Annotated in this window: 16 protein-coding genes, 4 tRNA genes and 3 pseudogenes; 5 read left to right on the top strand and 18 right to left on the bottom strand. The window is 43.0% G+C overall.

Features of this window, described 5'->3' with window-relative positions:
- Positions 1–97: 97 nt before the first annotated feature.
- Complete coding sequence (gene luxS, locus C5470_RS18775) at positions 98–613, bottom strand: S-ribosylhomocysteine lyase (RefSeq protein WP_166291218.1); 516 nt, start codon at positions 611–613, stop codon at positions 98–100.
- 156 nt (positions 614–769) lie between these two features.
- Positions 770–2,329 carry a glutamate--cysteine ligase gene (gshA, locus tag C5470_RS18770; protein ID WP_166291216.1) on the bottom strand — a complete coding sequence of 520 codons (1,560 nt, stop codon included), beginning with the start codon at positions 2,327–2,329 and terminating at the stop codon, positions 770–772.
- A gap of 186 nt (positions 2,330–2,515) precedes the next feature.
- Here gshA and C5470_RS18765 point away from each other — a divergent pair.
- A pseudogene (locus C5470_RS18765) lies at positions 2,516–2,755 on the top strand (transposase); the annotation flags it as partial.
- Between the two features lie 119 nt (positions 2,756–2,874).
- On the opposite strand, the gene C5470_RS18760 reads toward C5470_RS18765, so the two are convergent.
- From C5470_RS18760 to gpt, 15 genes and pseudogenes are all read right to left on the bottom strand, one after another.
- Positions 2,875–2,951 (bottom strand) — tRNA-Arg (locus C5470_RS18760).
- A gap of 86 nt (positions 2,952–3,037) precedes the next feature.
- Positions 3,038–3,114, bottom strand: a tRNA-Arg gene (locus tag C5470_RS18755).
- Positions 3,115–3,201: 87 nt separating this feature from the next.
- A tRNA-Arg gene (locus C5470_RS18750) sits at positions 3,202–3,278 on the bottom strand.
- 12 nt (positions 3,279–3,290) lie between these two features.
- Positions 3,291–3,383: transfer RNA gene (locus C5470_RS18745), tRNA-Ser, on the bottom strand.
- Between the two features lie 397 nt (positions 3,384–3,780).
- Positions 3,781–3,966 carry a carbon storage regulator CsrA gene (csrA, locus tag C5470_RS18740; RefSeq protein WP_002209449.1) on the bottom strand — a complete coding sequence of 62 codons (186 nt, stop codon included), beginning with the start codon at positions 3,964–3,966 and terminating at the stop codon, positions 3,781–3,783.
- A gap of 243 nt (positions 3,967–4,209) precedes the next feature.
- Positions 4,210–6,843 (bottom strand): alanine--tRNA ligase, encoded by a 2,634-nt coding sequence (gene alaS / locus C5470_RS18735; RefSeq protein ID WP_036850117.1) that lies wholly within the window; start codon positions 6,841–6,843, stop codon positions 4,210–4,212.
- Between the two features lie 317 nt (positions 6,844–7,160).
- A complete protein-coding gene (gene recA / locus C5470_RS18730; protein ID WP_166291214.1) occupies positions 7,161–8,228 on the bottom strand; it encodes a recombinase RecA in 1,068 nt (355 codons plus the stop codon).
- A gap of 105 nt (positions 8,229–8,333) precedes the next feature.
- Positions 8,334–8,837 carry a nicotinamide-nucleotide amidase gene (gene pncC, locus C5470_RS18725; RefSeq protein ID WP_166291212.1) on the bottom strand — a complete coding sequence of 168 codons (504 nt, stop codon included), beginning with the start codon at positions 8,835–8,837 and terminating at the stop codon, positions 8,334–8,336.
- A gap of 25 nt (positions 8,838–8,862) precedes the next feature.
- Complete coding sequence (gene lplT / locus C5470_RS18720; RefSeq protein ID WP_207627046.1) at positions 8,863–10,017, bottom strand: lysophospholipid transporter LplT; 1,155 nt, start codon at positions 10,015–10,017, stop codon at positions 8,863–8,865.
- Between the two features lie 53 nt (positions 10,018–10,070).
- A pseudogene (aas, locus tag C5470_RS18715) lies at positions 10,071–12,096 on the bottom strand (bifunctional acyl-ACP--phospholipid O-acyltransferase/long-chain-fatty-acid--ACP ligase); the annotation flags it as partial.
- A gap of 83 nt (positions 12,097–12,179) precedes the next feature.
- A complete protein-coding gene (gene aroL, locus C5470_RS18710) occupies positions 12,180–12,704 on the bottom strand; it encodes a shikimate kinase AroL (RefSeq protein WP_166291208.1) in 525 nt (174 codons plus the stop codon).
- A gap of 174 nt (positions 12,705–12,878) precedes the next feature.
- A complete protein-coding gene (gene proA, locus C5470_RS18705; protein WP_166291206.1) occupies positions 12,879–14,132 on the bottom strand; it encodes a glutamate-5-semialdehyde dehydrogenase in 1,254 nt (417 codons plus the stop codon).
- A gap of 9 nt (positions 14,133–14,141) precedes the next feature.
- On the bottom strand, positions 14,142–15,245 hold the full coding sequence (gene proB / locus C5470_RS18700) for a glutamate 5-kinase (RefSeq protein WP_166291241.1): 1,104 nt from the start codon (positions 15,243–15,245) through the stop codon (positions 14,142–14,144).
- A gap of 132 nt (positions 15,246–15,377) precedes the next feature.
- Positions 15,378–16,625 carry an esterase FrsA gene (frsA, locus tag C5470_RS18695; RefSeq protein ID WP_166291204.1) on the bottom strand — a complete coding sequence of 416 codons (1,248 nt, stop codon included), beginning with the start codon at positions 16,623–16,625 and terminating at the stop codon, positions 15,378–15,380.
- A 14-nt stretch (positions 16,626–16,639) separates the two neighbouring features.
- Positions 16,640–17,101, bottom strand: a complete 462-nt coding sequence (gpt, locus tag C5470_RS18690) for a xanthine phosphoribosyltransferase (RefSeq protein WP_036850100.1) — start codon at positions 17,099–17,101, stop codon at positions 16,640–16,642.
- Positions 17,102–17,357: 256 nt separating this feature from the next.
- Here gpt and pepD point away from each other — a divergent pair, with 256 nt between their 5' ends.
- Complete coding sequence (gene pepD, locus C5470_RS18685; RefSeq protein ID WP_162524252.1) at positions 17,358–18,818, top strand: beta-Ala-His dipeptidase; 1,461 nt, start codon at positions 17,358–17,360, stop codon at positions 18,816–18,818.
- A 38-nt stretch (positions 18,819–18,856) separates the two neighbouring features.
- Here the strand turns inward: pepD and C5470_RS18680 are convergent.
- Positions 18,857–19,015 (bottom strand): annotated as a pseudogene (locus C5470_RS18680) (DNA polymerase IV); the annotation flags it as partial.
- Between the two features lie 197 nt (positions 19,016–19,212).
- Between C5470_RS18680 and C5470_RS18675 the strand changes: the two are divergent.
- The 3 genes from C5470_RS18675 (at position 19,213) to C5470_RS18665 (ending at position 22,994) form a co-directional block, all read left to right on the top strand.
- A complete protein-coding gene (locus C5470_RS18675; RefSeq protein WP_166291239.1) occupies positions 19,213–21,513 on the top strand; it encodes a TonB-dependent hemoglobin/transferrin/lactoferrin family receptor in 2,301 nt (766 codons plus the stop codon).
- A 600-nt stretch (positions 21,514–22,113) separates the two neighbouring features.
- Positions 22,114–22,428, top strand: a complete 315-nt coding sequence (locus C5470_RS18670) for an antitoxin of toxin-antitoxin stability system (protein ID WP_166291202.1) — start codon at positions 22,114–22,116, stop codon at positions 22,426–22,428.
- 161 nt (positions 22,429–22,589) lie between these two features.
- Positions 22,590–22,994 carry a type II toxin-antitoxin system YafO family toxin gene (locus tag C5470_RS18665; protein WP_166291200.1) on the top strand — a complete coding sequence of 135 codons (405 nt, stop codon included), beginning with the start codon at positions 22,590–22,592 and terminating at the stop codon, positions 22,992–22,994.
- The last annotated feature ends 516 nt before the right edge of the window (positions 22,995–23,510 follow it).

Raw genomic sequence — 23,510 nt, 5'->3', positions numbered from 1 at the left:
GATCCATACCGTTGGAGGTATGCTACAACTCCCCCCAACGGTATATTTTTGCTAATATCTCATTGAAAAAATTCGAAATCTCATTGCTGTTATAGAGCTATACATGCAATTCTGTCAGCTTTTCTTCTGGTAATGCCAGTTCATCATTCTTATTAATACGAACATCTGAATCAAGAATATGGCGGGCAATATCCTGAGCCTCTGTCAGTGAATGCATGTGATAAGTACCGCATTGATAAATATTTAATTCTGGGATCTGATTCTGATCTTTCACTTTCAATACATCGGCCATTGCTGCTTTCCAAGCTTCAGCAACACGTATTTCTGCTGGCGCACCAACCAGGCTCATATAAAAACCAGTTCGACACCCCATTGGTGATATATCAACAATTTCAACACCATCACCATTGAGATGGTTACGCATAAAACCAGCAAATAAATGTTCAAGTGTATGAATACCCTTCTCAGGCATAACCTCTTTATTTGGCACACAGAAGCGTAAATCAAAAACCGTGATGGTGTCACCATGAGGCGTTTTCATGGTCTTAGCAACTCTGACAGCTGGTGCAACCATACGGGTATGGTCAACAGTGAAACTATCCAGTAAAGGCATTTCTTCATCTCCACAAAAAATTCAGCTTTTTTTACAGGCAAATGAAACCTTTTCATCTACCATCGGTCGTAAAGAGTGAAAGACGCGCAATTATTACCATTCCTATTTTTCCAGAAGGTTTTATTTGGTCACTATTATTAGTGGCCATTTTCTTCTCTAGCATCCTGCCTGTTGTTTCAGATATTCATCAAAACTGATGGTATCTTCATGTTCCAACGCGTCTTGTCTCTCCAAGGAAGCCCTGCGTTCAATAGCGAACTGTTTGTCGCTAATAACCTCATATTTTTCATTGATTAATTGATGATGATATTTATCTGCCAATTCCAGCCCAAAGCCACCGATGCCCTGAGTCTTCATTTTCTCCAGCACACGAGCCGATAAAGTCAGTGATGAATCATCAAACATAGCAATCAATTCTTCGCAAACCTTCCGATATTGCGTACCAGAACAACTATCCAGTATTTCCGCAACCCGTTTCAAGTCATTAAATAATTCTTTGCCAACTTTAGCTAATGGTTCCTCTACGCTACCACAACCAAAGCCAATCATCTGCCCTGGTTTACGCCCTTCAAGGATCACTCTATTCCAGTTTTTACGGCAACACTCCAACTCATCACTACTCATTTCCGGCGCTTCAGCAAGCACACACCATATTAAGAATAGGTCAAGAAAGCGAATTTGGGTTTCATTGACCCCAATCGCCGTAAACGGATTAATATCCAATGAGCGAACTTCAATATATTCCACCCCTCCACGTAACAAAGCATCAGAAGGCGATTCATTCCCCTTTGCTACACGTTTAGGCCGGATTGGCGCATATAACTCATTTTCAATCTGTAAGACGTTTGTATTGAGTTGGATATATTTATCGTCTTGTTTAATGCCCAATTTAGCAAACTCGTCAGACGGTTTGTAAATCGCTTTTTTCAGCCCTTCAACATAGGTACGAAGGTTATTAAACGTAATATTCAAATCACGCTGTGATTTATTGGTGTATCCCAGATCACTCATTCTTAATGAAGTAGCATAAGGCAGATAACAAGCCCCATTTTCTATGCGTTCAAAAGGCAAAGAAGTCTCCCTGCCACGCAAGAATGAAGAACAAATTGCAGGAGAAGCGCCAAACAAGTATGGAATCACCCATCCAAAACGATAATAGTTACGGATCAAACGAAAATAGCCATCAGAGATCCGCTCTTTACCACTCTCTGCATCTTCAATGCCAGCCCATGCCTGCCAAAACTCAATCGGTAATGAAAAATTATAATGAACCCCAGAGATAGTCTGCATTAAAGCACCATAACGGTTTTTCAGCCCTTCACGATATAACGTCTTATAGCGACCAATATTCGATGTGCCATATTGAGCCAGAGTAATGTTCTCTTCCGCATCAATAAAGCATGGCATACTCAAAGGCCACATTTTTTCTTCATCCAGAACACGCGCCGTATGACGATGAATATCGCTAAGAAATGAAATAGTATATTTTATGTCATCATCAACTGGTGTTATGAATTCTAGCAATGACTCTGCAAAATCAGTCGTAATCCATTTGTGCGTAAGCGCTGCGCCAAGTGCTTTAGGATGCCCCGTTGCTGCCAAACCACCATCCGAAGTAACACGCAATGTTTCACGCTCAACACCGCGACAAATTCCCTTTAAAATTGTCGGATGCGCCTCTAGCCATGATAGAGCCTTTGATACGTCCGGGATCAATTCGACCTCCCGTAGTGTTTTAGAAGAATTTTTATAAGGGTTTACTTTATCTTAAACAAGTCAAATTGTCGCTGATTAGATATATAAGCAAAAGTATTTCAGTGCCATACAAAGGGCGGGGCGGGCTGGTTACAGTAATACAGATAAAGAAAAAGCTGGCTGTCGTGGACATTGCCCGGAGTGGCGCAGGTTTACAAGCGACGAAAAGAGACGATAGAGCGCAGTTTTGCGGATGCGAAGCAACATCATGGGCACCGTTATGCGCATTTCCGTGGGTTACTGAAAGTTCAGACACCGTGTCTGCTGGCGGCAACAGCCCAAAATATCAAGAAGATAGCGCTGCTGACCGCGACGCTGTGTTATTTTTATCTGTGGATAGCAGGGAGACTTATATTGCCGGGGCTAAAACGGCGCCAAGGTGGGTGATCAAGCCGGCTTAATGAGGAAAATAGTCCCCCGATTTTTCATAATGGAAAAACAAACCCCATTATTTTGAATGAGGTTCGTCAGTAGTCTGAGCACCGTTTTTTAGACGGGCTTAATTATGGTGCATCCAGGAGGATTCGAACCTCCGACCGCTCGGTTCGTAGCCGAGTACTCTATCCAGCTGAGCTATGGATGCATGTTCAGTTTATTACTCTGGTAAAAGTCAGCAGCTGCTTTGATTACCTGAATCGTACCTCAGATGATTGCATCTCAAGGTTAATATGGCGCATCCAGGAGGATTCGAACCTCCGACCGCTCGGTTCGTAGCCGAGTACTCTATCCAGCTGAGCTATGGATGCGTGGTCAGTTTGTTACTCTGGTAAAAGGCAGTAGTTGCTTTGATTACCTGAATGGTGCCTTAGATAACTTCATCTCAAGGCTAATTATGGTGCATCCAGGAGGATTCGAACCTCCGACCGCTCGGTTCGTAGCCGAGTACTCTATCCAGCTGAGCTATGGATGCGTGGTCTTAAAATGGCGGTGAGAGAGGGATTCGAACCCTCGATGCAGCTTTTGACCGCATACTCCCTTAGCAGGGGAGCGCCTTCAGCCTCTCGGCCATCTCACCGTACGCTTTCTTTCGAGCTATTTTTCGAACTGTGGCTCAGAACTTTTGTTTAAGCTCCTCGTCACTGCGTGGCGCACATATTACTTTCCCAGACTTATAAGTCAAACAATTTTTCTAAATCTGTGTTTGTTTGGATACTTCACACACAAGATGGATGGTTTGACGACAAAAAGTGTATTTTGTCAGCAGTAAATTATCCTACCTTCAATTGAAGTGTATGCAAGCCCAAGCCATTATTTCCCACAATAACATCATGGGCGCTGCCTTTTCTTACGATAGAAAAACAAAAAAGAGGGGATGATAGGTAAAAATTTAAGAATAAAGGGAGCAAGCTACTAACAGAGAGGAAATACCTCAAAAATGGCGCCCGGTTCTGACATAGGACGCCAACTTAGGGTCAATAAGTTGTTGGCTGAGATTTTTCGGCCTGAATCCGCTGATAAATTTCTTCACGGTGAACAGAAACTTCTTTAGGGGCATTTACACCAATACGAACTTGGTTACCTTTAACCCCCAGTACTGTAACTGTTACCTCATCGCCTATCATGAGCGTTTCACCAACTCGACGAGTCAGAATAAGCATTCTTTGCTCCTTGAAAATTTAAAAGAGTCGGGTCTTTAGGTTTCCCCGCTATTATCCATCCAAACACCGTGAAAACGTAAAACAATGTTATATGCTTAAAGTATAAGCAATTTTGAGCGCATTTCCTACATATATAGTTTAGCCAAAATAAATAAATGTGCGCTCAACCTTTTAACAATTTCACAACAAGATTTCAAGGCACCATAAAAGCAACTATCATGGTGCCCTCCAAACTCAGGTAATTCAGGTAAGCCGCGATGCTACCCACTCTTCCACGCTATCTAAAGCAGAAGGCAACGCTTTAACATCAGGACCACCTGCTTGGGCCATATCAGGGCGACCACCACCTTTACCACCGATTTGTTGAGCTACAGAAGAAATTAACTCACCTGCTTTTATTCTAGCAGTCAGATCCTTTGTGACACCAACAATTAGGCTGACTTTATCATCACTTATAGTAGAAAGCACAATAATTGCTGAACCCAGTTGATTTTTTAGATCATCAACCATAGTTCTCAGCATTTTAGGCTCTGTATTACTCAACTGGCTAACCAGCAACCTCACACCGTTAAAGTCTTTTGCTTTACTTGCCAAAGAAGAGCTTTCCTGTATAGCCTGTTGATCTTTAAGCTGTTGGAGCTCTTTTTCCAGTGCTTTGGTTTTATCCAGTGTTACCCGTACTTTTTCACTCAGGTTATTGATATCACCTTTCACCAATTGAGCAATATCCTGAAGCAAATTAGCTTGTTGGTGCACAGATTCCAACGCTTTTTTACCTGTAATTGCTTCAATCCTACGGATACCCGCAGCAGTTCCAGATTCAGCAGTAATACGGAATAAACCAATATCACCAGTACGGCTTGCGTGAGTCCCGCCACATAATTCAGTGGAAAAATTCCCCATTGACAGTACACGAACTTGCTCTTCGTATTTTTCACCAAACAGTGCCATAGCGCCTTTGGTTTTTGCCGCTTCCAGATCCATCAATTCAGTCACTATCGGTGAATTCTTACGAACTTCAGCATTAACCAAATCCTCAACCTGACGGATCTGCTCCGGTTTCATTGCTTCAAAATGAGAAAAATCAAAGCGGAGATATTTATCGTTAACCAAGGAGCCTTTCTGAGATACATGTTCGCCTAAAATCTGACGTAATGCAGCATGTAACAGATGGGTTGCTGAATGATTCAAACGGATTGCATCACGACGTTCTATATCAATAACAGCATTGACCTTATGGTTTACACTTAAGGTACCCTTTGCAAGCTTACCGATGTGACCGATAGCCCGACTGTATTTTTGTGTATCAGCAACATCAAAAACACAATCGTTATTGCTCAGAATACCCCTGTCACCAACTTGCCCACCGGACTCTGCGTAAAAAGTGGTCTGATCCAGTATAATAATCGCTTCTTCACCAGCTTGAATTTGATTGACTAATTCGCCATTACGGAAGATGGCTGTTACTACTGCTTGCTGTTCGTTATGATCGTAACCAGAGAAATCACTGCGTTCATCAACTTTGATCAACTCATTATAATCAGTCCCGAAACCACTTGATTCACGAGCCCGACGACGCTGACTTTCCATTGCAACTGCAAAACCGTCTTCATCCACCTTAATATTACGCTCACGGCAAACATCAGCGGTTAAATCCACAGGAAAGCCATAGGTATCGTACAGACGGAAGGCGGTTTCACCATCCAGAATATCACCGGACAGTCTTGATAGTTCATCGTCCAGCAATTGAAGACCGCGTTCCAGAGTACGGGCAAATTGCTCTTCCTCTGTTCTCAAAACCTGCTCAACAATGGTTTGCTGACGCTTAAGTTCCTCTCCCGCAGCGCCCATCACTTCTATCAATGGAGCAACCAATTTATAGAAGAAGGTATCTTTAGCACCCAACATGTTACCGTGACGGATAGCCCGGCGGATAATACGGCGCAGAACATAACCACGGTTTTCATTGGAAGGAATAACACCATCACAAATCAGGAACGCACATGAACGGATGTGGTCGGCAATAACCCGCAGAGATTTATTACTCAGATCATCTGTAGCACCTGTGACACCAGCCACAGCAGCAATCAACTCACGGAACAGATCAATCTCATAGTTGGAATTAACATGCTGCAATACAGCAGCAATACGCTCCAGCCCCATACCGGTATCTACGGATGGTTTTGGCAGCGGCTCCATCGTGCCATCAACACGACGATTGAACTGCATAAAGACGATGTTCCAGATTTCAATATACCTGTCACCATCTTCCTCTGGACTTCCTGGCGGGCCACCCCAGATATGATCACCATGATCATAAAAAATTTCAGTACAAGGGCCACAAGGACCGGTATCACCCATTTGCCAGAAGTTATCTGATGCATAAGGTGCACCTTTGTTATCACCAATACGGATAATTCTTTCTGCGGGTATTCCAACTTCATTTTGCCAGATATCATAGGCTTCATTATCAGTCTGATAGACAGTCACCCATAATTTTTCTTTAGGCAAATTGAACCAATCCTTGCCGGTCAGAAGTTCCCAAGCATAGCTAATAGCATCATGTTTGAAGTAATCACCAAAACTAAAATTACCCAGCATTTCAAAGAAAGTATGATGACGTGCGGTGTAACCTACGTTTTCTAAATCATTATGTTTACCACCGGCACGAACACAGCGCTGAGCAGTTGTTGCTCGGGAATAAGATCTTTTGTCCTGCCCAAGAAATACATCCTTAAACTGGTTCATCCCTGCGTTGGTAAACAGCAGTGTTGGGTCATTATTTGGCACCAAAGAACTGCTTGGTACTACCTGATGCCCTTTAGTATGAAAAAAGTCGAGAAACGCTTGACGGATCTCAGCGGTGCTTTTGCTCATAATTGTCCCAAAATCAAGCTGGAAAAAACAGATTTATGAATTGGTTAGGTGGAATATTTCATCACCTATTTTCAACTCACGAATAAACAAAGTGGGGATAAGATAAAATTTCTTCCATTAGAAGTAAAATCCCAGATACATCCATTCGCTGGCAGCATTGTAAATCGTCTGGGTATTTTCTGAAAGCATGATCGCATAATATGCATAATACTTGCTTTTTGAGAGAAGAAACCGCGTCATTATTAACGCGGTTATAAGTTTGGTGACACAACTTTTACAGCTTTAATACTAAAATACAGGCTATCAATATAATCAGATTAGAATTCTTCGTTATTCAACTCTTCGTTTTCGTTGTCTTCATAATCAGCAGCAGCGCTGCTGAATTCTCCAGCATTGTGTAGCAGCATTTCGCGTAATTTTTTATCCAGCTCAGTAGCAATTTCAGGGTGTTCTTTCAAGTAAATAGTCGCATTCGCTTTGCCCTGGCCAATTTTATCACCATTGTAGCTGTACCACGCACCTGCTTTTTCCACCAGTTTATGTTTCACACCCAAGTCGATCAATTCACCATAAGTGTTGATGCCTTCACCGTACATAATCTGGAATTCTGCTTGCTTAAATGGCGCTGCCACCTTGTTTTTCACAACCTTAACACGAGTTTCGCTACCAACGACTTCTTCGCCACTTTTCACAGAACCAATGCGGCGAATATCCAGACGTACAGAAGCATAGAATTTCAGCGCATTACCCCCGGTTGTAGTTTCGGGGTTACCGAACATAACACCAATTTTCATCCGGATCTGGTTGATAAAGATCAGAAGCGTATTGGAACTTTTCAGGTTACCCGCCAGTTTGCGCATTGCCTGACTCATCATACGAGCAGCTAACCCCATATGAGAATCACCGATTTCTCCTTCGATTTCAGCTTTTGGTGTTAAAGCCGCAACGGAGTCGACAATAATGACATCAACCGCGCCGGAACGTGTCAACGCATCACAAATCTCAAGAGCCTGTTCTCCGGTGTCTGGCTGAGAACACAACAGGTTATCAATATCAACACCCAGTTTCTTCGCATAGACAGGATCAAGGGCATGTTCAGCATCAATAAACGCACAGGTTTTACCTTCACGTTGTGCTGCGGCAATAACCTGTAATGTCAGCGTTGTCTTACCAGAAGATTCCGGGCCATAGATTTCGACAATGCGTCCCATCGGCAAGCCACCAGCACCTAATGCAATATCCAGTGACAGTGAGCCAGTGGAGATAGTTTCAACGTCCATTGAACGGTCTTCGCCCAGACGCATGATGGAACCTTTACCAAACTGTTTTTCAATTTGGCCCAGTGCCGCTGCCAGTGCTTTTTGTTTATTTTCATCAATAGCCATTTTTACTCCCTCGTAAGCAATGAAAGGGTTACCTCACTGCCGATGAATAATTTTTAATACCAACATGTTGCCTGCAATTATACTGTATAGTCATACAGCATCAAGCTAATTTTTTATAATCTCTGATAACAATGTCTTCAGAGAATACATTGCGGATTGAAGGCGTATTTCATTTCGATCACCGTTAAAACAACAATGACGGGATACAATTTCTATCCCATTTATTGTGCGATATGCAAACCCAAACCACACTGTGCCAACAGGCTTCTCTTCGCTGCCACCATCAGGCCCAGCAATACCACTGACAGAAACTGCCAGATCCGCGTGCGCTGCTTTCAATGCCCCTGCTGCCATCTCTTTCACAACCTGTTCACTGACAGCGCCATATTGCTGTAAAGTAGTTTCTGATACACCAAGCATCTGATGTTTGGCTTTATTACTGTATGTCACAAAACCCCGGTCAAAATAAGCAGAGCTACCGGCAATATCTGAGATTGCTTTCGCCAGCCAGCCACCAGTGCAAGATTCAGCACAGGTCACCCACAATTTCTGCTGTTGCAGTTTCATTCCCAGTTCAATACTAAGCTGAGTCAGAATTTTTTCATCCATAAACACACCTTTATCCGGTAAAAGATCAATTTTTCTGAAACTGGTTCCAAATCCACAAACCGGTGATTGTCAAAGTAAACAGCACACCAAAACCTACCCCTGTGATGACAACCGGGACACCTATTTTAATGACCAATGAATATAGGCCAAGCATCAGTAACATGGCGGTATTCTCACCCAAATTCTGTACGGCGATAGCATGGCCGGCCCCAACTGTTTGCCTGCCACTTTCCTGCAATAACGCATTCAGAGGAACGACAAACAGGCCACCAAAAATGCCAAGAATAATGAGTACGACGTGAGAAACCCAGAGACTCTGCTGAGCAGTAAAAATTACCACCAACACACCAATTAAAATACCGGCAGGCATACAATGGCGAACGGTTTTCAGTGTGATAAAACGGGCAGCAATCCCTGCGCCGATAATAATCCCGATAGCAACCATCACATTGAGTGCTGTTGGTGTACTGTTATCAACAATTCCTAAAACAACAGGCACCCATAAAACCAACAGAAATCTCAATGTGATCCCCGCGCCCCAAAACAGACTGGTTCCAACCAAAGAAAATCGTGCTTCTTTGTTATGCCAAAGAATACAACAAGCTGAAGTAAAATCTGTCAGCATCTTTTTCAGGCTCCAGCCCTTACCCTGGCAGGCTGGCGATAATCGTGGGATAAAGAAATTAACAATGACAGCAATACCGTATATCAGCGCACAAGTAAATAATGCAGCGGTCAGGCTCCAATCAGACAACAAACCACCCGCTACAGAACCTGTGAGAATAGCAGCTATGGTTGAAGCCTCCAGCAAACCATTAGCTTTCACTAAGCGATCGCCATCTGTCAATTCAACCAAGATTCCGTATTTGGCCGGTGAATATGCTGCTGCCCCAATCCCAACCAAAGCATAGCCAAAAAATGGATCATAACCCAGGCAAATACTCAGCGCGCCTAATAGCTTGAAGCTATTGGCAAACAGCATCACACGACCTTTTGGAAAACGATCTGCTATTCGCCCGACAAAAGGCGCCAACAGGATATACGCAAGGACAAACACTATCTGCAATATCGGCTGACTCCAGTCAGGATAAAACTGGGCTTTCAACTGTGCCAAAATCGCAAACAACAGAGCATTATCCGCAAAAGCCGAAAAAAACTGTGATACCAATACGGCTTTCATGCCACGGGTTAATAGCGGTTGATCAACAACAGAAGATACATTCACAATTATTATTCCTGAGCTGTCTGAAGCATTAATGAGTATTCAAGTTTCGAATCAGTAGTGAACAGCACCAATATTTTTCCTTTGCTATGGTCACCCTTAACTGTAGCAACATGTATGGCATCAGGAGAGACTTGCAATGCAAGTTTCTTCACTGTCCAGTGGCACCATTTCGTCTGACAATTCAGCAAAACGTTTCACTCGATCAAGAACAGTGCAGAATCCTTGTTCATCAATTGAAACAATATCTCCAGTATCGAACCAGCCACACTGAACATTCCCATGCTCATCCTCTGCCGACGGACGTTCCAAATGATTTGGATCATCCCCCCTCAGATATCCTTTCATAACATTCGGGCCACGCAGTTGCAAACATCCCCCTTCCCTAATACCTGCCACCGGAATCAAACGGAACTCCATTGCCGGTAAAATTCGCCCAACAGTACCGGCTTTAGCCATCATTGGCACATTAAATGCAACGACAGGCGCACATTCTGTCATTCCATACCCTTCCAGAATACGGATCCCGAATTTATCTTGCCAAACACATTTAGTGTTCTCAGCGAGCTTTTCAACACCCGCCATCACACAGCGAAGACGTGCAAAATCGTAGGGATGGGCAAAATAGGCATAATTCTCCAGAAAAGTAGATGTGCCCAATAATACGGTACAGTTACGTTCATATACCAATTCTGGTACCACTCTATAGTGCAGTGGATTTGGGTAAAGGAATAACCGGCTCCCCGTCAACAACGGAGTGAATAGGCCAACAGTCAGTCCAAATGCATGAAACAGTGGTACAGAAGACATAAAACGGTCAAGTGGATTGAAGTCAGTAATGGTTTTTATCTGTTCCACATTTGCCAACAAACTAGAGTGACTATGAACCACACCTTTTGGTACACCTTCTGAACCGGACGTAAACAACACTAATGCATCATCATCTGGCTTTTGTGCCACCATCGCTTGTTTCGGGAAAAAGAGGTGCCACAAGATCCATAATTTATCCAGAAGAGTCACTGTACCTTTCAAATCCTCAAGATAAACCCAGTTAACCTCAGTAATTTGCTCAGATAGATGAGTTAACTGCTCCTTTTTTAGAAACTGCCGGGAAGTCACAATCGTTTTGATACTGGCGGTTATTATGGCATTTTTCAGCCCGTAACTCCCTGCTGTATAATTTAATAAGGCGGGAATTCTTCCTCTCAAAGACGCCCCAAATATAGCCGCTGCCATAATAGTGGTATTTGGTAAAAGAAAACCAATCCGTTCATTCCGACAGGAAAAACGTTGCAGAATACGGCTAATACCCAGCGTTTTCGTAAGCAAACTGTTATAGCTATCTTCTTTAAAAGAAGCGTCTTCAATACAGGGCTTAAAACGGCCAAATCGTTTTTGTGCAACCAGTAAAGATTCAAATATTGTTTCTTGCGGGCGAGTCGCCATTCGCGCACTCATCATAATTTCATGCAAGCGTTCTCCCGCCAAACGGCGTCTTTGGTCCGCGTTAGGTGCATCCGGCATTGGCAATTGTGTGGCAGGCAGAATTTTTATTGTCACCTTCGGAAAAAGATGAAGTTTGAAGATACCTTTTAACCGGCTGAATATCGTTTGTTCCAACCCCTCAATGCGGACAGGCACCACCATTGCTCCCGACACAGCGGCAATAAAAGCCGCCCCATCGTAGATTTTCATCAAAGAACCTGTAACCGTAATTCGCCCTTCCGGGAAGACAACTATCGGTCTTCCTTTACCTATTTCTTTGACCAGCCCCCTGACGGCCATTGGACTTATTGGATCCAGAGGAACTATTTCAACATAGCGCCTCACCCATTTCATAAAACCCCGGTTTGCAATATCGGAGTAAACAGCAAATACCGGCCTGACAGGTAAGAAAAGTGTTAGCAAAACACCATCAAGAAAAGAGACATGATTAGGTGTGATAAGGCATTTTGGGTAGGTAAATTGTTTAATATCTCCTTCTATCGTCAAACGGAACATTAAACGAAAAACAAACTTTAGAAATTTAAACAACATATTCGTATCTCAACCCATTTGAAAAATAAATAGAAGATGTTATTTATCACTCGATACTGTAATATTTTTTAAATAAAAAAGTATCAGGATATTCTTCTGGGAAGAATCATCTCTTTTACACAAGCTATAATTTTTTCCGGTGAAAGTTGCGCGTTAATAATATGATCTGCACACTCACAATAGAGTGCTTCCCTGGCGGTGAGTACTTCTTCCATTTCTTCAACAATAGATTTTCCAGTTAAACTGGGGCGTTGAGTACTTTCCGGCTGCTGCATTAATCGTTCAGCCAATATGTCAGCGGAAGTCTGAAGATAAATCACCGTACCATTTTGTCGCATATATTGGCGATTTTCAGCGGAAAGAATAATCCCACCCCCGGTGGAAATAACCCGGTTACTTTGACTAACTTGTTGTAAAACCTTACTTTCCAATTGTCGGAATTGCTGCCAGCCTTGCTGGTTAACAATATCCGCAATGGTCATATTACTGGTTTGTTGGATATGATGATCGGTGTCAATAAATGTGTACGATAATTCATTGGCTAATAGTTTTCCAACTGTCGTTTTTCCTGCCCCACGTGCACCTACAATAAACAATATTGGGTTCATTGCCTGATATCCTTGGTAAATTTCATCATTAAAAATATATTAACACCTATAGTAACCAGAACTTTACATCAACGTAAAATCAAAAGTTAATCTATATGGAAAAAGCTACCCCAAAGCATGATCCTACCGATATATCAATGAATCAGATACACTTCTGGGGTAACAATAAACCGATTACCTACGGATTAAATCATCTCCATAACCAACCCATTTATACGTAGTCAACGCATCTAATCCCATTGGACCACGGGAATGCAGTTTCTGAGTACTGACGGCAACCTCCGCCCCCAAACCAAACTGTCCACCATCAGTAAAACGCGTGCTGGCATTCACATAAACCGCCGCAGAATCTACCTGACAAACAAAATAGTCAGCATTATGCAAAGATTGAGTCAGAATCGCATCAGAATGGGATGTGCCGTATGTACGGATATGGCTAATTGCCCTGTCAATATCACTGACAATTTCCACATTCATATCCAGAGATAACCACTCATCGCTGTAATCTGCTTCTGCCACATCCACGACTTTTGCCGGGCCTTCCCGCAAAAATTCCATTGCTGATTTACTCGCGTGAAGGGTAACACCTTGCCCTGCCATATTCCGGCTCAGTACAGGCAGAAAATCTGCCGCGATCTTCTGATGTACCAGCAACGTTTCCAAAGCATTACAGGCACTTGGTCGTTGAACCTTAGCGTTAGTGATGACAGTCAATGCCTTATCAAAATCAACACTTTCATCGACAAAAGTATGGCAGACACCGATACCACCAGTAATAACCGGAATGGTCGACTGCTCACGGCAAAGCTTATGCAACCCACCACCACCGCGTGGAATCAGCATATCCACATAACGGTCCATTTTCAGTAGCTGAGTAACCAATTCACGATCGGGTTTATCTATCGCCTGCACTGCTGCGGCAGGCAACCCACTCTGCTCGAGTGCCTGCTGAATGACTTTCACTGTTGCCTGATTGGTGTTATGAGTTTCTTTACCACCACGCAAAATAACGGCATTACCTGTTTTCAAACACAGAGACGCAACATCAATAGTGACATTAGGACGGGCTTCATAAATCACCCCAACCACCCCAAGCGGTACACGGCGGCGTTCTAACTTCAAACCATTATCAAGCAGACCGCCATCAATGAGCTGCCCTACCGGGTCAGTTAAACGGCACACCTGGCGAACATCGTTAGCTATCGCTGCCAAACGTTCTGGTGTCAGTAACAGACGATCCAACAACGCTTCACTCATTCCCTGTTCACGAGCCTGAGCCATATCAAGCTGATTAGCGTCGAGAATGATTGTATTTTTCTGCTCCAGCAAATCTGCAATGTGGATTAATGCCTGATTTTTCTGTTTCGTACTGAGCAGTGCCAATTGCCATGAAGCTTCTTTGGCGGCCTTTCCCATTTGTTCTAACATTATGAATCCTTAACTCACAATCATGTCGTCACGATGAACTGCAACAGCGCCATATTCATAACCGAGAATTTGGTTTATCTGCTGTGAATGGTGGCCTGCAATCAAACGCAGAGCATCACTGTTATAACGGCAAACGCCGTGCGCCAAATCCTTACCAGACAGGCTACGAATACAGATAACTTCTCCACGGGAGAAATCACCTTTAATATTTTTAATCCCTTTCGGCAACAAAGAGCTGCCTTTTTCACAGATTGCTGTTTCAGCACCGTGATCAACAATAATTTCACCGGCAGGAGGGGCACCAAAAATCCAACGCTTGCGATTTTCCATCGGGCTTTCCAACCCATGAAAGCGAGTCCCCACCGAATTACCTTCAACAACATCCGCGATAACATCAGGTTTGTTACCGGCAGCAATAATGACATCAATACCGGCCCGGCCTGCAATACCCGCGGCCTGAAGCTTAGTCGCCATTCCCCCCGTCCCTAAACCAGAAACGCTATCACCTGCAACCATACGTAATTCGTCGCTGATGTCATGGACTTCCGGAATAAGTTCTGCATTCGTATTGCTACGCGGATCAGCGGTATATAGCCCTTCAATATCAGTCAATAATAACAGTTTATCTGCTCCCCCCAGAATTGCCGCCAGTGCAGATAAATTATCATTATCACCCACTTTAATTTCTGCGGTTGCAACCGCATCATTCTCATTGATTATCGGAACAATGCGATTATCAAGCAGGGCATTTAAGGTATCTCTGGCATTTAAAAAACGCTCCCGATCTTCTAAATCCGCACGGGTCAGTAACATTTGACCAACATGAATACCGTAAATAGAAAAAAACTGTTCCCACAGCTGAATCAACCGGCTTTGACCTACTGCCGCCAGCAATTGCTTAGAAGCAATAGTTGCAGGTAAATCCGGATATCCCAGATGTTCCCGGCCAGCCGCAATAGCACCGGAAGTTACAATAATAATACGGTGGCCTTTTTCATGTTGTTGAGCACATTGGCGTACCAGCTCGACAATATGAGCCCGGTTCAGACGACGAGAGCCGTCGGTCAATACACTTGTCCCCAGCTTCACAACCAATGTTTGGCTACCATTCATCATATTTTTGCCGTTATATTTAATTTGAAAAAACAGCGTTCAGTTTTAGCAGGAGAGAAGCGTTATGCCAACAGGCATAACGATAAATTGAAAAAAGGTGAGTTCAAAATAAACTTATGCCCTCAATCTCAACTAACCCATTTTATTTTTCAACCACTGACTGGTTTCCTGTAATGCCTTATTGAAGCTGCTGTAAACAGGTGTTGCCGGAATAGTCAATAATTTACTGTCCATTGATGACATTGCTATCAGCTTTGATTCTTCCTTCGGGCTGAAAATATCATTCTGCCAGTAACCAGCTAGCATAGGAACGGAACAACGTCGGCCTAACAGGCCTTGTTTTTTAAGGGAATAACAACCAAGTTCGAAGCGAAACGCATTTTCATCCACGTTATAAATACCCATCCGGCTGGCAAACATATCCAGATACATCACAGGAGCATTTTGCTGGCGTTCAGCGCTATTGAGCCACTCATGGACAATAGCGCCAAAAGTCGCAATACATTTGATACGCTTAGATTCCAAATATGCCAGGCGGACAGCAATATTAGCACCAAAACGGAAACCCAAAACGCCAACCCGTGTATGGTCAATCCAAGGGATGTCATCCAGTTGATGGATTATTTGTTGATGAAGAGTACAAGTATCCTGTGTCAATCGCAGACGTGAGCAGTAACCCACTGAAGGCATATCCACAGTCAGCATGGCAAATCCCAAAGGCGCCAGATAATCACGGAATAACTGATAATAATCACTTTGCAAATTATCTAAGCTACCACACACCAGAATAGTTGGAGAGGGTCCTTGTGGTCGTTGAGGCAAATGTAGAAAGCCAGTTACACAACCGCCCTCTTTCAGTTTGAACTCTATCTTCCTCAACTGATAGTCAGAGCACCGGGCCGCATTTTCATAGGCTTTATTTGCCAAAACAACGGCCTGCTGAGACAGATCATCACCTTTGAGATGAGGATAACCGGCGATGCTATACAAATTGGCCGCTTTCAACCAGAAATTCCCGGCTTCAGCGGTCTGTTCTGTCTGTAACGCTCTCTGTTGCCACAGCATCGCCTGATGTGACCACTCAAAAATCCAATTACCTTTACGGTACCCAACTACCGTATCCAGTAAATTATCATCACTGCGTTGAGCGTTTGTCATGGCAATCCGGCACAAGACTTCTTCTATCTCAAAAGGATCAATTCCCCGCCAAATCCACATCAGCCGGTTAATCATACGATACCAGCGCCCATGACTATTACCATCCAACGTATTGTAATTACCGACAATCAGCCGGGGATGGCGGTGCTTTACCAGCGTGGAAGTTTCCTGATGCTTTTGTCTTGGCTTAAAAAGTGATTCTGAAAGATTTTGATTTGCCATAACAAATGCTGATTTTATTTACTTTCACAAATTGGCGGAATGAATACTACGCTCATATCCCAAGGTTGCTCGATCCAAGTATCTTGCGGAATATCAACAACATAATCATCAACAAGAGGACGACCCGCCGGTTTGGCAAAAATAGTCACAAAATGCGCTTTTGGATACATATCACGGATAACCTGAGCGGTGCCCCCGGTATCAACCAGATCATCGACAACGATGAAACCTTCACCATCACCTTCTGCTTTTTTCAGCACTTGCAGATCGCGTTGATTATTATGGTCATAGCTGGAAATACAGACAGTATCTACATGACGGATACCCAATTCACGCGCCAGGAGAGCGCCAGGGACAAGACCACCCCGACTGACAGCAATAATGCCTTTCCACTGTTCGACAGGGAGTAAACGTTGCGCCAATTTACGGGCATGTATTTGCAACATATCCCAGGTTACGACATATTTTTCGCTCATAAGAATGGATCCCGGCAACTTAAGAATATTTCAGAAAAGAGTTTTCACAGAAAAAGTTGCGCGAGATTATATTGATTTAGGTCAGCAAAAACCAGCGGAAACAGGGAATCGATGAATCACATTATCCTTACCAAAAGAAAGTGGTATTCTGAACTCAATAGCATCAAAGTGTTAATCGCTTGTAATAATAAAACCTATGTCTCTGGTAGAGAGTAGTATTTCCATCTTATTGAGATGCAGTCACAGGAGATTCGTCGTGTCAGAACTATCACAATTATCCCCTCAGCCTCTGTGGGACATCTTTGCTAAAATCTGCTCTATTCCTCACCCTTCTTATCATGAAGAAGCGCTGGCGACCCACATTGTTCAATGGGCGCAGGAAAAAGGCTTGCACGTTGAACGCGATCAAGTTGGCAATATTCTGCTCAGAAAGCCAGCCAGTAAAGGGCTGGAAAATCGTAAAGCGGTTGTGCTGCAAGCTCACCTTGATATGGTGCCACAGAAAAACAACGATACAGAACATGACTTCACAAAAGATCCTATCCGCCCTTATATCGATGGTGAATGGGTTACTACACAGGGTACAACATTGGGTGCAGATAATGGTATTGGCCTGGCATCAGCATTGGCGGTGCTGGCTGATGACAATGTAAAACATGGCCCTCTGGAAGTTTTACTGACCATGACGGAAGAAACCGGAATGGATGGTGCTTTTGGCCTGCAACCGGGCTGGCTGCAAGCTGATATTTTAATCAATACCGATTCAGAAGAAGAAGGCGAAATCTACATGGGTTGTGCCGGAGGTATCGATTTCACCACAACATTAGCACTTACCCGTGAAGCGGTTCCGTCTCACTACAAAACACTAAAACTCACCATCAAAGGTCTGAAAGGCGGGCATTCAGGTTGTGATATTCATTTAGGGCTGGGTAATGCCAACAAATTACTGGCACGATTCCTGGCTGCCCATACTGAGGAACTGGCGCTAAAACTGCTTGAATTCCAGGGCGGTACGCTGCGTAATGCCATTCCACGTGAAGGTCATGTTATTGTTGCCGTCCCCACCGATAAAACAGCGCAGCTGACTCAACTGAAAGATAAATACCTGGGGATCTTGAAAAATGAATATGCCATGGTCGAGAAAAATCTGACTGTATTGTTGGAAGAGGTTGAAACCGATCTTCAAGCACTGACGGATGATTGCCAGAACCGTTTTATCTCATTGCTGAACAGTACACCCAACGGTGTTATCCGTATGAGTGACATCATCAAAGGCGTAGTAGAAACTTCTCTCAACGTGGGCGTTGTGGCGATGGAACAGGATAAAGTCAATATTATTTGTCTGATCCGTTCGCTTATCGACAGCGGCAAATCCTATATTATAGGTATGCTCGCTTCCCTGGCAAAACTGTCAAGCGCTGAAATTTCCGCTAAAGGCGATTATCCAGGCTGGCAGCCGGATGCAAATTCTCCGGTTATGCACCTGGTACGTGAAACTTATCAACAGCTGTTCGATAAAACACCCAATATTATGGTGATTCACGCAGGGTTGGAATGTGGCCTGTTTAAGAAACCTTATCCTGATATGGATATGGTCTCTATCGGGCCAACTATCACGGGTGCTCACTCCCCTGACGAACAGGTTCACATCAAAAGTGTTGGGCAATATTGGCAACTACTGACCGCAGTCTTGAAAGCTATTCCTGAAAAGTCTTAATCAAATCTCCCCTGCTCCGATTGTAGTCGCAGGGGAAATTACCATTCAAGCAAAAGTTGCCGATCCATTTGTGGGTCCAGCAAAGTCACATGCAGGCCCACTAAACGAACTCCGCGCCCTTTCCGTCGGGATACCCATGTTTTCTGAGCCAATTGGAGTAAATCCGGTTTATCCAGTAATGGATGGATATATTCCTGATCCACATGAATAATCTTTCGCATTTTGCTTTGACCAATCATCATAAACTGTATAAACATACAGTTATTCATTATTAAGATCAATCAGAAAAAAAAGTTAATCCCGTTATTAACTTTTTTCTGTCCGATTCCCTTCGTCAAGTGACCTGTTTAAGCAGGTTCTTTTATTTAATTACATTCCAAAGGTAGTTATGGCAATGAAAAATCACGGGAAACAACAAAAAGCATCCGTACCAGTAACAACACAGCAAATTAATCGCACTGTTCGTTACGCTTTATCAGGCATGATTGTTCTTAGTACCGGCCTGCCCGGTTATCTGGCAGCACAGGAGAATAAAACACAAAAAGCAGCAGAGAAATTAGAAAAGCCAGAGAAAGTGATTGCATTTCCCACGCTTTCCGTTATTGGAGAATTAAACAATAGCGTCAACGCTGGAAGTTCTGTATTAAGAAAATCGGATATTGAGCGTACCCAGGCAGACAATATCGCCGAGTTACTCAATCAACTCCCTGGCGTTTCTATGTCAGGCTCGCCCCGCCCAGGAGGTCAAACCCTGAACATCTGGGGAATGGGTGATACAGAAGACATAAAAATCACACTGGATGATGCACCAAAAGGCTTTGAAAAATATTTCCAGGGATCTATCTTTATTGAGCCGGAATTAATCAAACAGATAGATGTCGACAAAGGCCCACATAACCTGCTTGACGGTAATGGCGGATTTGGCGGAACAGTTAAAATTATCACTAAAGATGCAAATGATCTATTACAGCCAGGAGAAGATTTTGGTGGGTTACTGAAATACAGCTATCACACCAATGACCGGCAAAATATTTATAGCAGCGCAATCTATGGCCGGACAAAAGAAGGCTTTGCTGACGGCTTGTTATATATGAGTAAACGGGATGGCGGCAACATTAAGCGGCCAGATGGCACTCGTTTTGCTTTCTCTAAAAGTGATCAGGCATCCTATTTACTGAAAACTAATTTTTACCTGAATGATACTCACACATTGACACTTTCTGCTATGCGTTCTGATTCTGCTGGTTGGCAGCCATGGGCAGCAAAACGCGATGAAATAGTCGTTCCGTCAGAATCCGACGTTGAAAAATATGGTTGGAATGAAGCCTGGCGCCGTAAGTTGGTTTATCGTGATCAAACGGATCAAAACTACACCGCCAAGTGGAATATCGCACCGGAAGACAATCCATTACTTAACCTGACAGCAACCTATGCCTATTCGAAAACAGAACAGCATGATAAACGCTCTGAAAAAGCCCACAGCGGTTTTCTTGGTTCATTGGGAAATGAAAGCTGGATCGACTATGTGGATAACTTAGCAGATTTAAATAATAAAAGTGCTTTTATAACCGGGCCAATAGAACACACATTACTCATTGGAGCTCGTTGGCATAAAAATCAACGTAATACCCTTATACATGATAAAAGCAAGGACAAAAGACCTGACTATAATTATGGCTATTTTCAGCCGACCTATATGCCCTCAGGAGAGCAAAAAACGCGTAGTTTCTATTTGCAGGATGAAATGATTATCGGCAACCTTACTGTGACACCCGGTATTCGCTATGACCATATCACCAATACCGGCAAGCCAAATATCGCTGCAATCTACAATGATAGCTCACCAAATGTAGGCCATGATTACAGCAGCGTCACCTATACCGGTTGGTCTCCTCATTTCGGTATCATGTGGAAAGCAACGCAAAACCTGTCACTATTTTCGGATGTCAGCCGGACATGGCGTGCGCCACTCGTGGATGAACAGTATGAAATGCAATATGCACAAGCGAGTGTCACGGCCACCAGCCGTAATTTAGATGTAGAAAGAGTGACGGGTTTACGCTTCGGTGCGATTCTGAATTTCAATAACCTGCTGGCAGACCAAGATAGTTTGCAAATCCGTACGACTTTATTCCGTAACAGAGGCAAGGATGAAATATTTGTCCGTCGTGGAGTCGTGTGTAAATCACCGGATTGCGGAAAGCCTTTATCCAACTACCGTAATTTACCGGGATACACCATTCAGGGGCTGGAAATCGAGACTTTCTACGACAGCGATTACCTGTTTGGAAAACTTTCTTACTCAACTATCCGTGGTCAGAGAGATGCTTCACCACGCGATCCTTGGGGTAATAAAACCTGGATTGCGGAAATTCCCCCCACCTCTGCCCGCGCCATGTTAGGCGTAAAAATCCCTCAATGGCAGATGGCAATGGGCTGGACCGGCGATTTTGTCCGTAAGCAAGACAGATCGCCTAAAGATGGAGACCCAATGGCGGTACTCTGGTCAATACCCAAAAGCCAAGGTTACGTTCTGCACGGTTTATTCACCAGTTGGCAACCTGATTTCCAGCAAGGTCTTGAAGCCCGTGTAACAGTAAATAACCTGTTTAATCATGATTATTCCCCATATCTCAGTGAATCTGTTTCCGGGGTTGGGCGTAACATTAAATTCAGTATCTCCCAGAAGTTCTGATTTCCCAACTGATAGTTCCCTCTTTTTGAGGGAACTCAGGCTGCTGACCCACCCATTTAAAATTTCGCGTCATCGGAAACTTTAGATAGTGTGTTATCGGCTGATTAGTTTTCTCTAATGCTTTAATAATACTTTATTGCATCAACGATGGTAAAAGTCTGGCAGATTAATCAGCCAGAAAGGTTAAACGGGCATTTAAACGTTTAAATAAAACCGTAGAAAAACAACGTTATTGGAATGATTAAATCAATGTAAAAAAATTTAAACCCGCGTATTGAAGGTGTTGGTTTTGCATAATAAATGCAACATAATAATGTCGCAAATAACCTGGTTAATATTCATTTAAATCATTTGCTTGCGGATTTTGTTACCCCTATTTTTAATGATTTAATCGGTTTATGAAAAAGTTTATTCCCCGGTTGAAAACATTATTAAAGTCGGTTTCTTGAAACTCTTTGTCTATGGAAACCTCAAAGATTGCCAAACAGCTAAAGATAGGCCGATAAACGGTCTACAAGATACTGGTTTCAGATTAAATATAGAGCTATATTTAGCCCTATATTTAGTATATTTTATAATTTTTCTGAACGGAGGTTTACCATGTTGCAGAAAGTCATGTGTGGCTACACAACAGCTATCAGTAAGTTTAAATCCAATCCCAGTGCAGCACTAGCAGAAGCCCAGGGGGATGCTATTGCTGTTTCATCTAACAATCAGATCCAGTTTTACGCCGTTCCTACTGCACTTTTTGAGGAGATGAGCGCATTTTGTGAATATGCACAACGGGGAAGTACGGAGTTGAAAAGCATCCCAGCCAATTTCACCGGAGAAGGGCTAAATATGAATAAAATAGCCACTAAGATGGCTGCAAAAATCAAAGAGGGGATGGCCGGGGACGACGAAGAATGGTCGTAAGATATAGACCTATCTCTCCGAAGAAAAGACACGACCAATCTTTAGTGATCTGCTGGTGATGAACAGCGCCCTTCATCTCCAGCAGATCATTTTCACCTTAGTGAAAATGAAATAAAGAAAATAACGGAAAAGTCACTAAGTAATTAAAAGGAAACTCTGCGGTGATAAGAATATTCACACACCGTGTTTTGAAAGAGGCTTTAGGCGAACAGAAAACCAAGGCGCTGGTTGATGACTTTCGGGCCTATAAAGAGGGAAAAGGCTTACCCGTTACCTTTGGTCGAGACGTTCCCTACCGGTTTACGCATAATCGATCTTACCTTGAATTGCAGCACCTGCATTTCAAAGACAAAGGATTTCCACTCAAACTGGTGCAATTTAAACGAACCAGTGGTTATGTTTTGGTTTATTGCCTTGGTTTTTTCGACGCCAACACCTATCTGTTAATCGCGATTATCAAACACTGGGATCACAACAAGCCCAATGATGTAGCTGAAACGGACAGGGATATCCATTTAATGAACGAGCTGGAAAAAATCGCCGAAGGCTTTCGGGAAAAATACTAGTCTGACAGTAATAAGTGAACATTTGTTATTCCGATTTTTCATGATTGATGGTTTAATTGGTTTAATTGGTTTAATTGGTTTAATTGGTTTAATTGGTTTAATTGGTTTAATTGGTTTAATTGGTTTAATTGGTTTAATTGGTTTATGAAAAAGTTTATTCACTGATTGAAAATCATTATTTAAATCAGTTAATTTTCAAATATATTATCTGATTAACCTATTCTATATTATCATTCATCCTTTTTCACTAATATTTTTATGATGAGCAGCTTTTAAATTGTTATTAAAAGCCATTTTTTAACCTCTAATTTTAATTGGTATAATAAGGTTTTAATCGTTGTTTTTACTACTCTTAACACCTGTTTTATAATGAACAACCCCGCCGCAAGGAGGGTGTCGCAAAAGGGTTGAGGTCATTTTTTCAACGCGTCAAATTGAATCCAGCTCCCCTTCTTTAGTGCCTGTTATTTGTCCGAATAACAGGCTAAACATCACCCATAATATCAGAGCTACCGC

Origin of the sequence: Photorhabdus stackebrandtii, assembly GCF_011189495.1 — a bacterium.
Lineage (GTDB): Bacteria > Pseudomonadota > Gammaproteobacteria > Enterobacterales > Enterobacteriaceae > Photorhabdus > Photorhabdus khanii.
The sequence above is the reverse complement of the archived record's forward strand: the minus strand, read 5'-3'. Positions and strand labels throughout refer to the sequence as shown.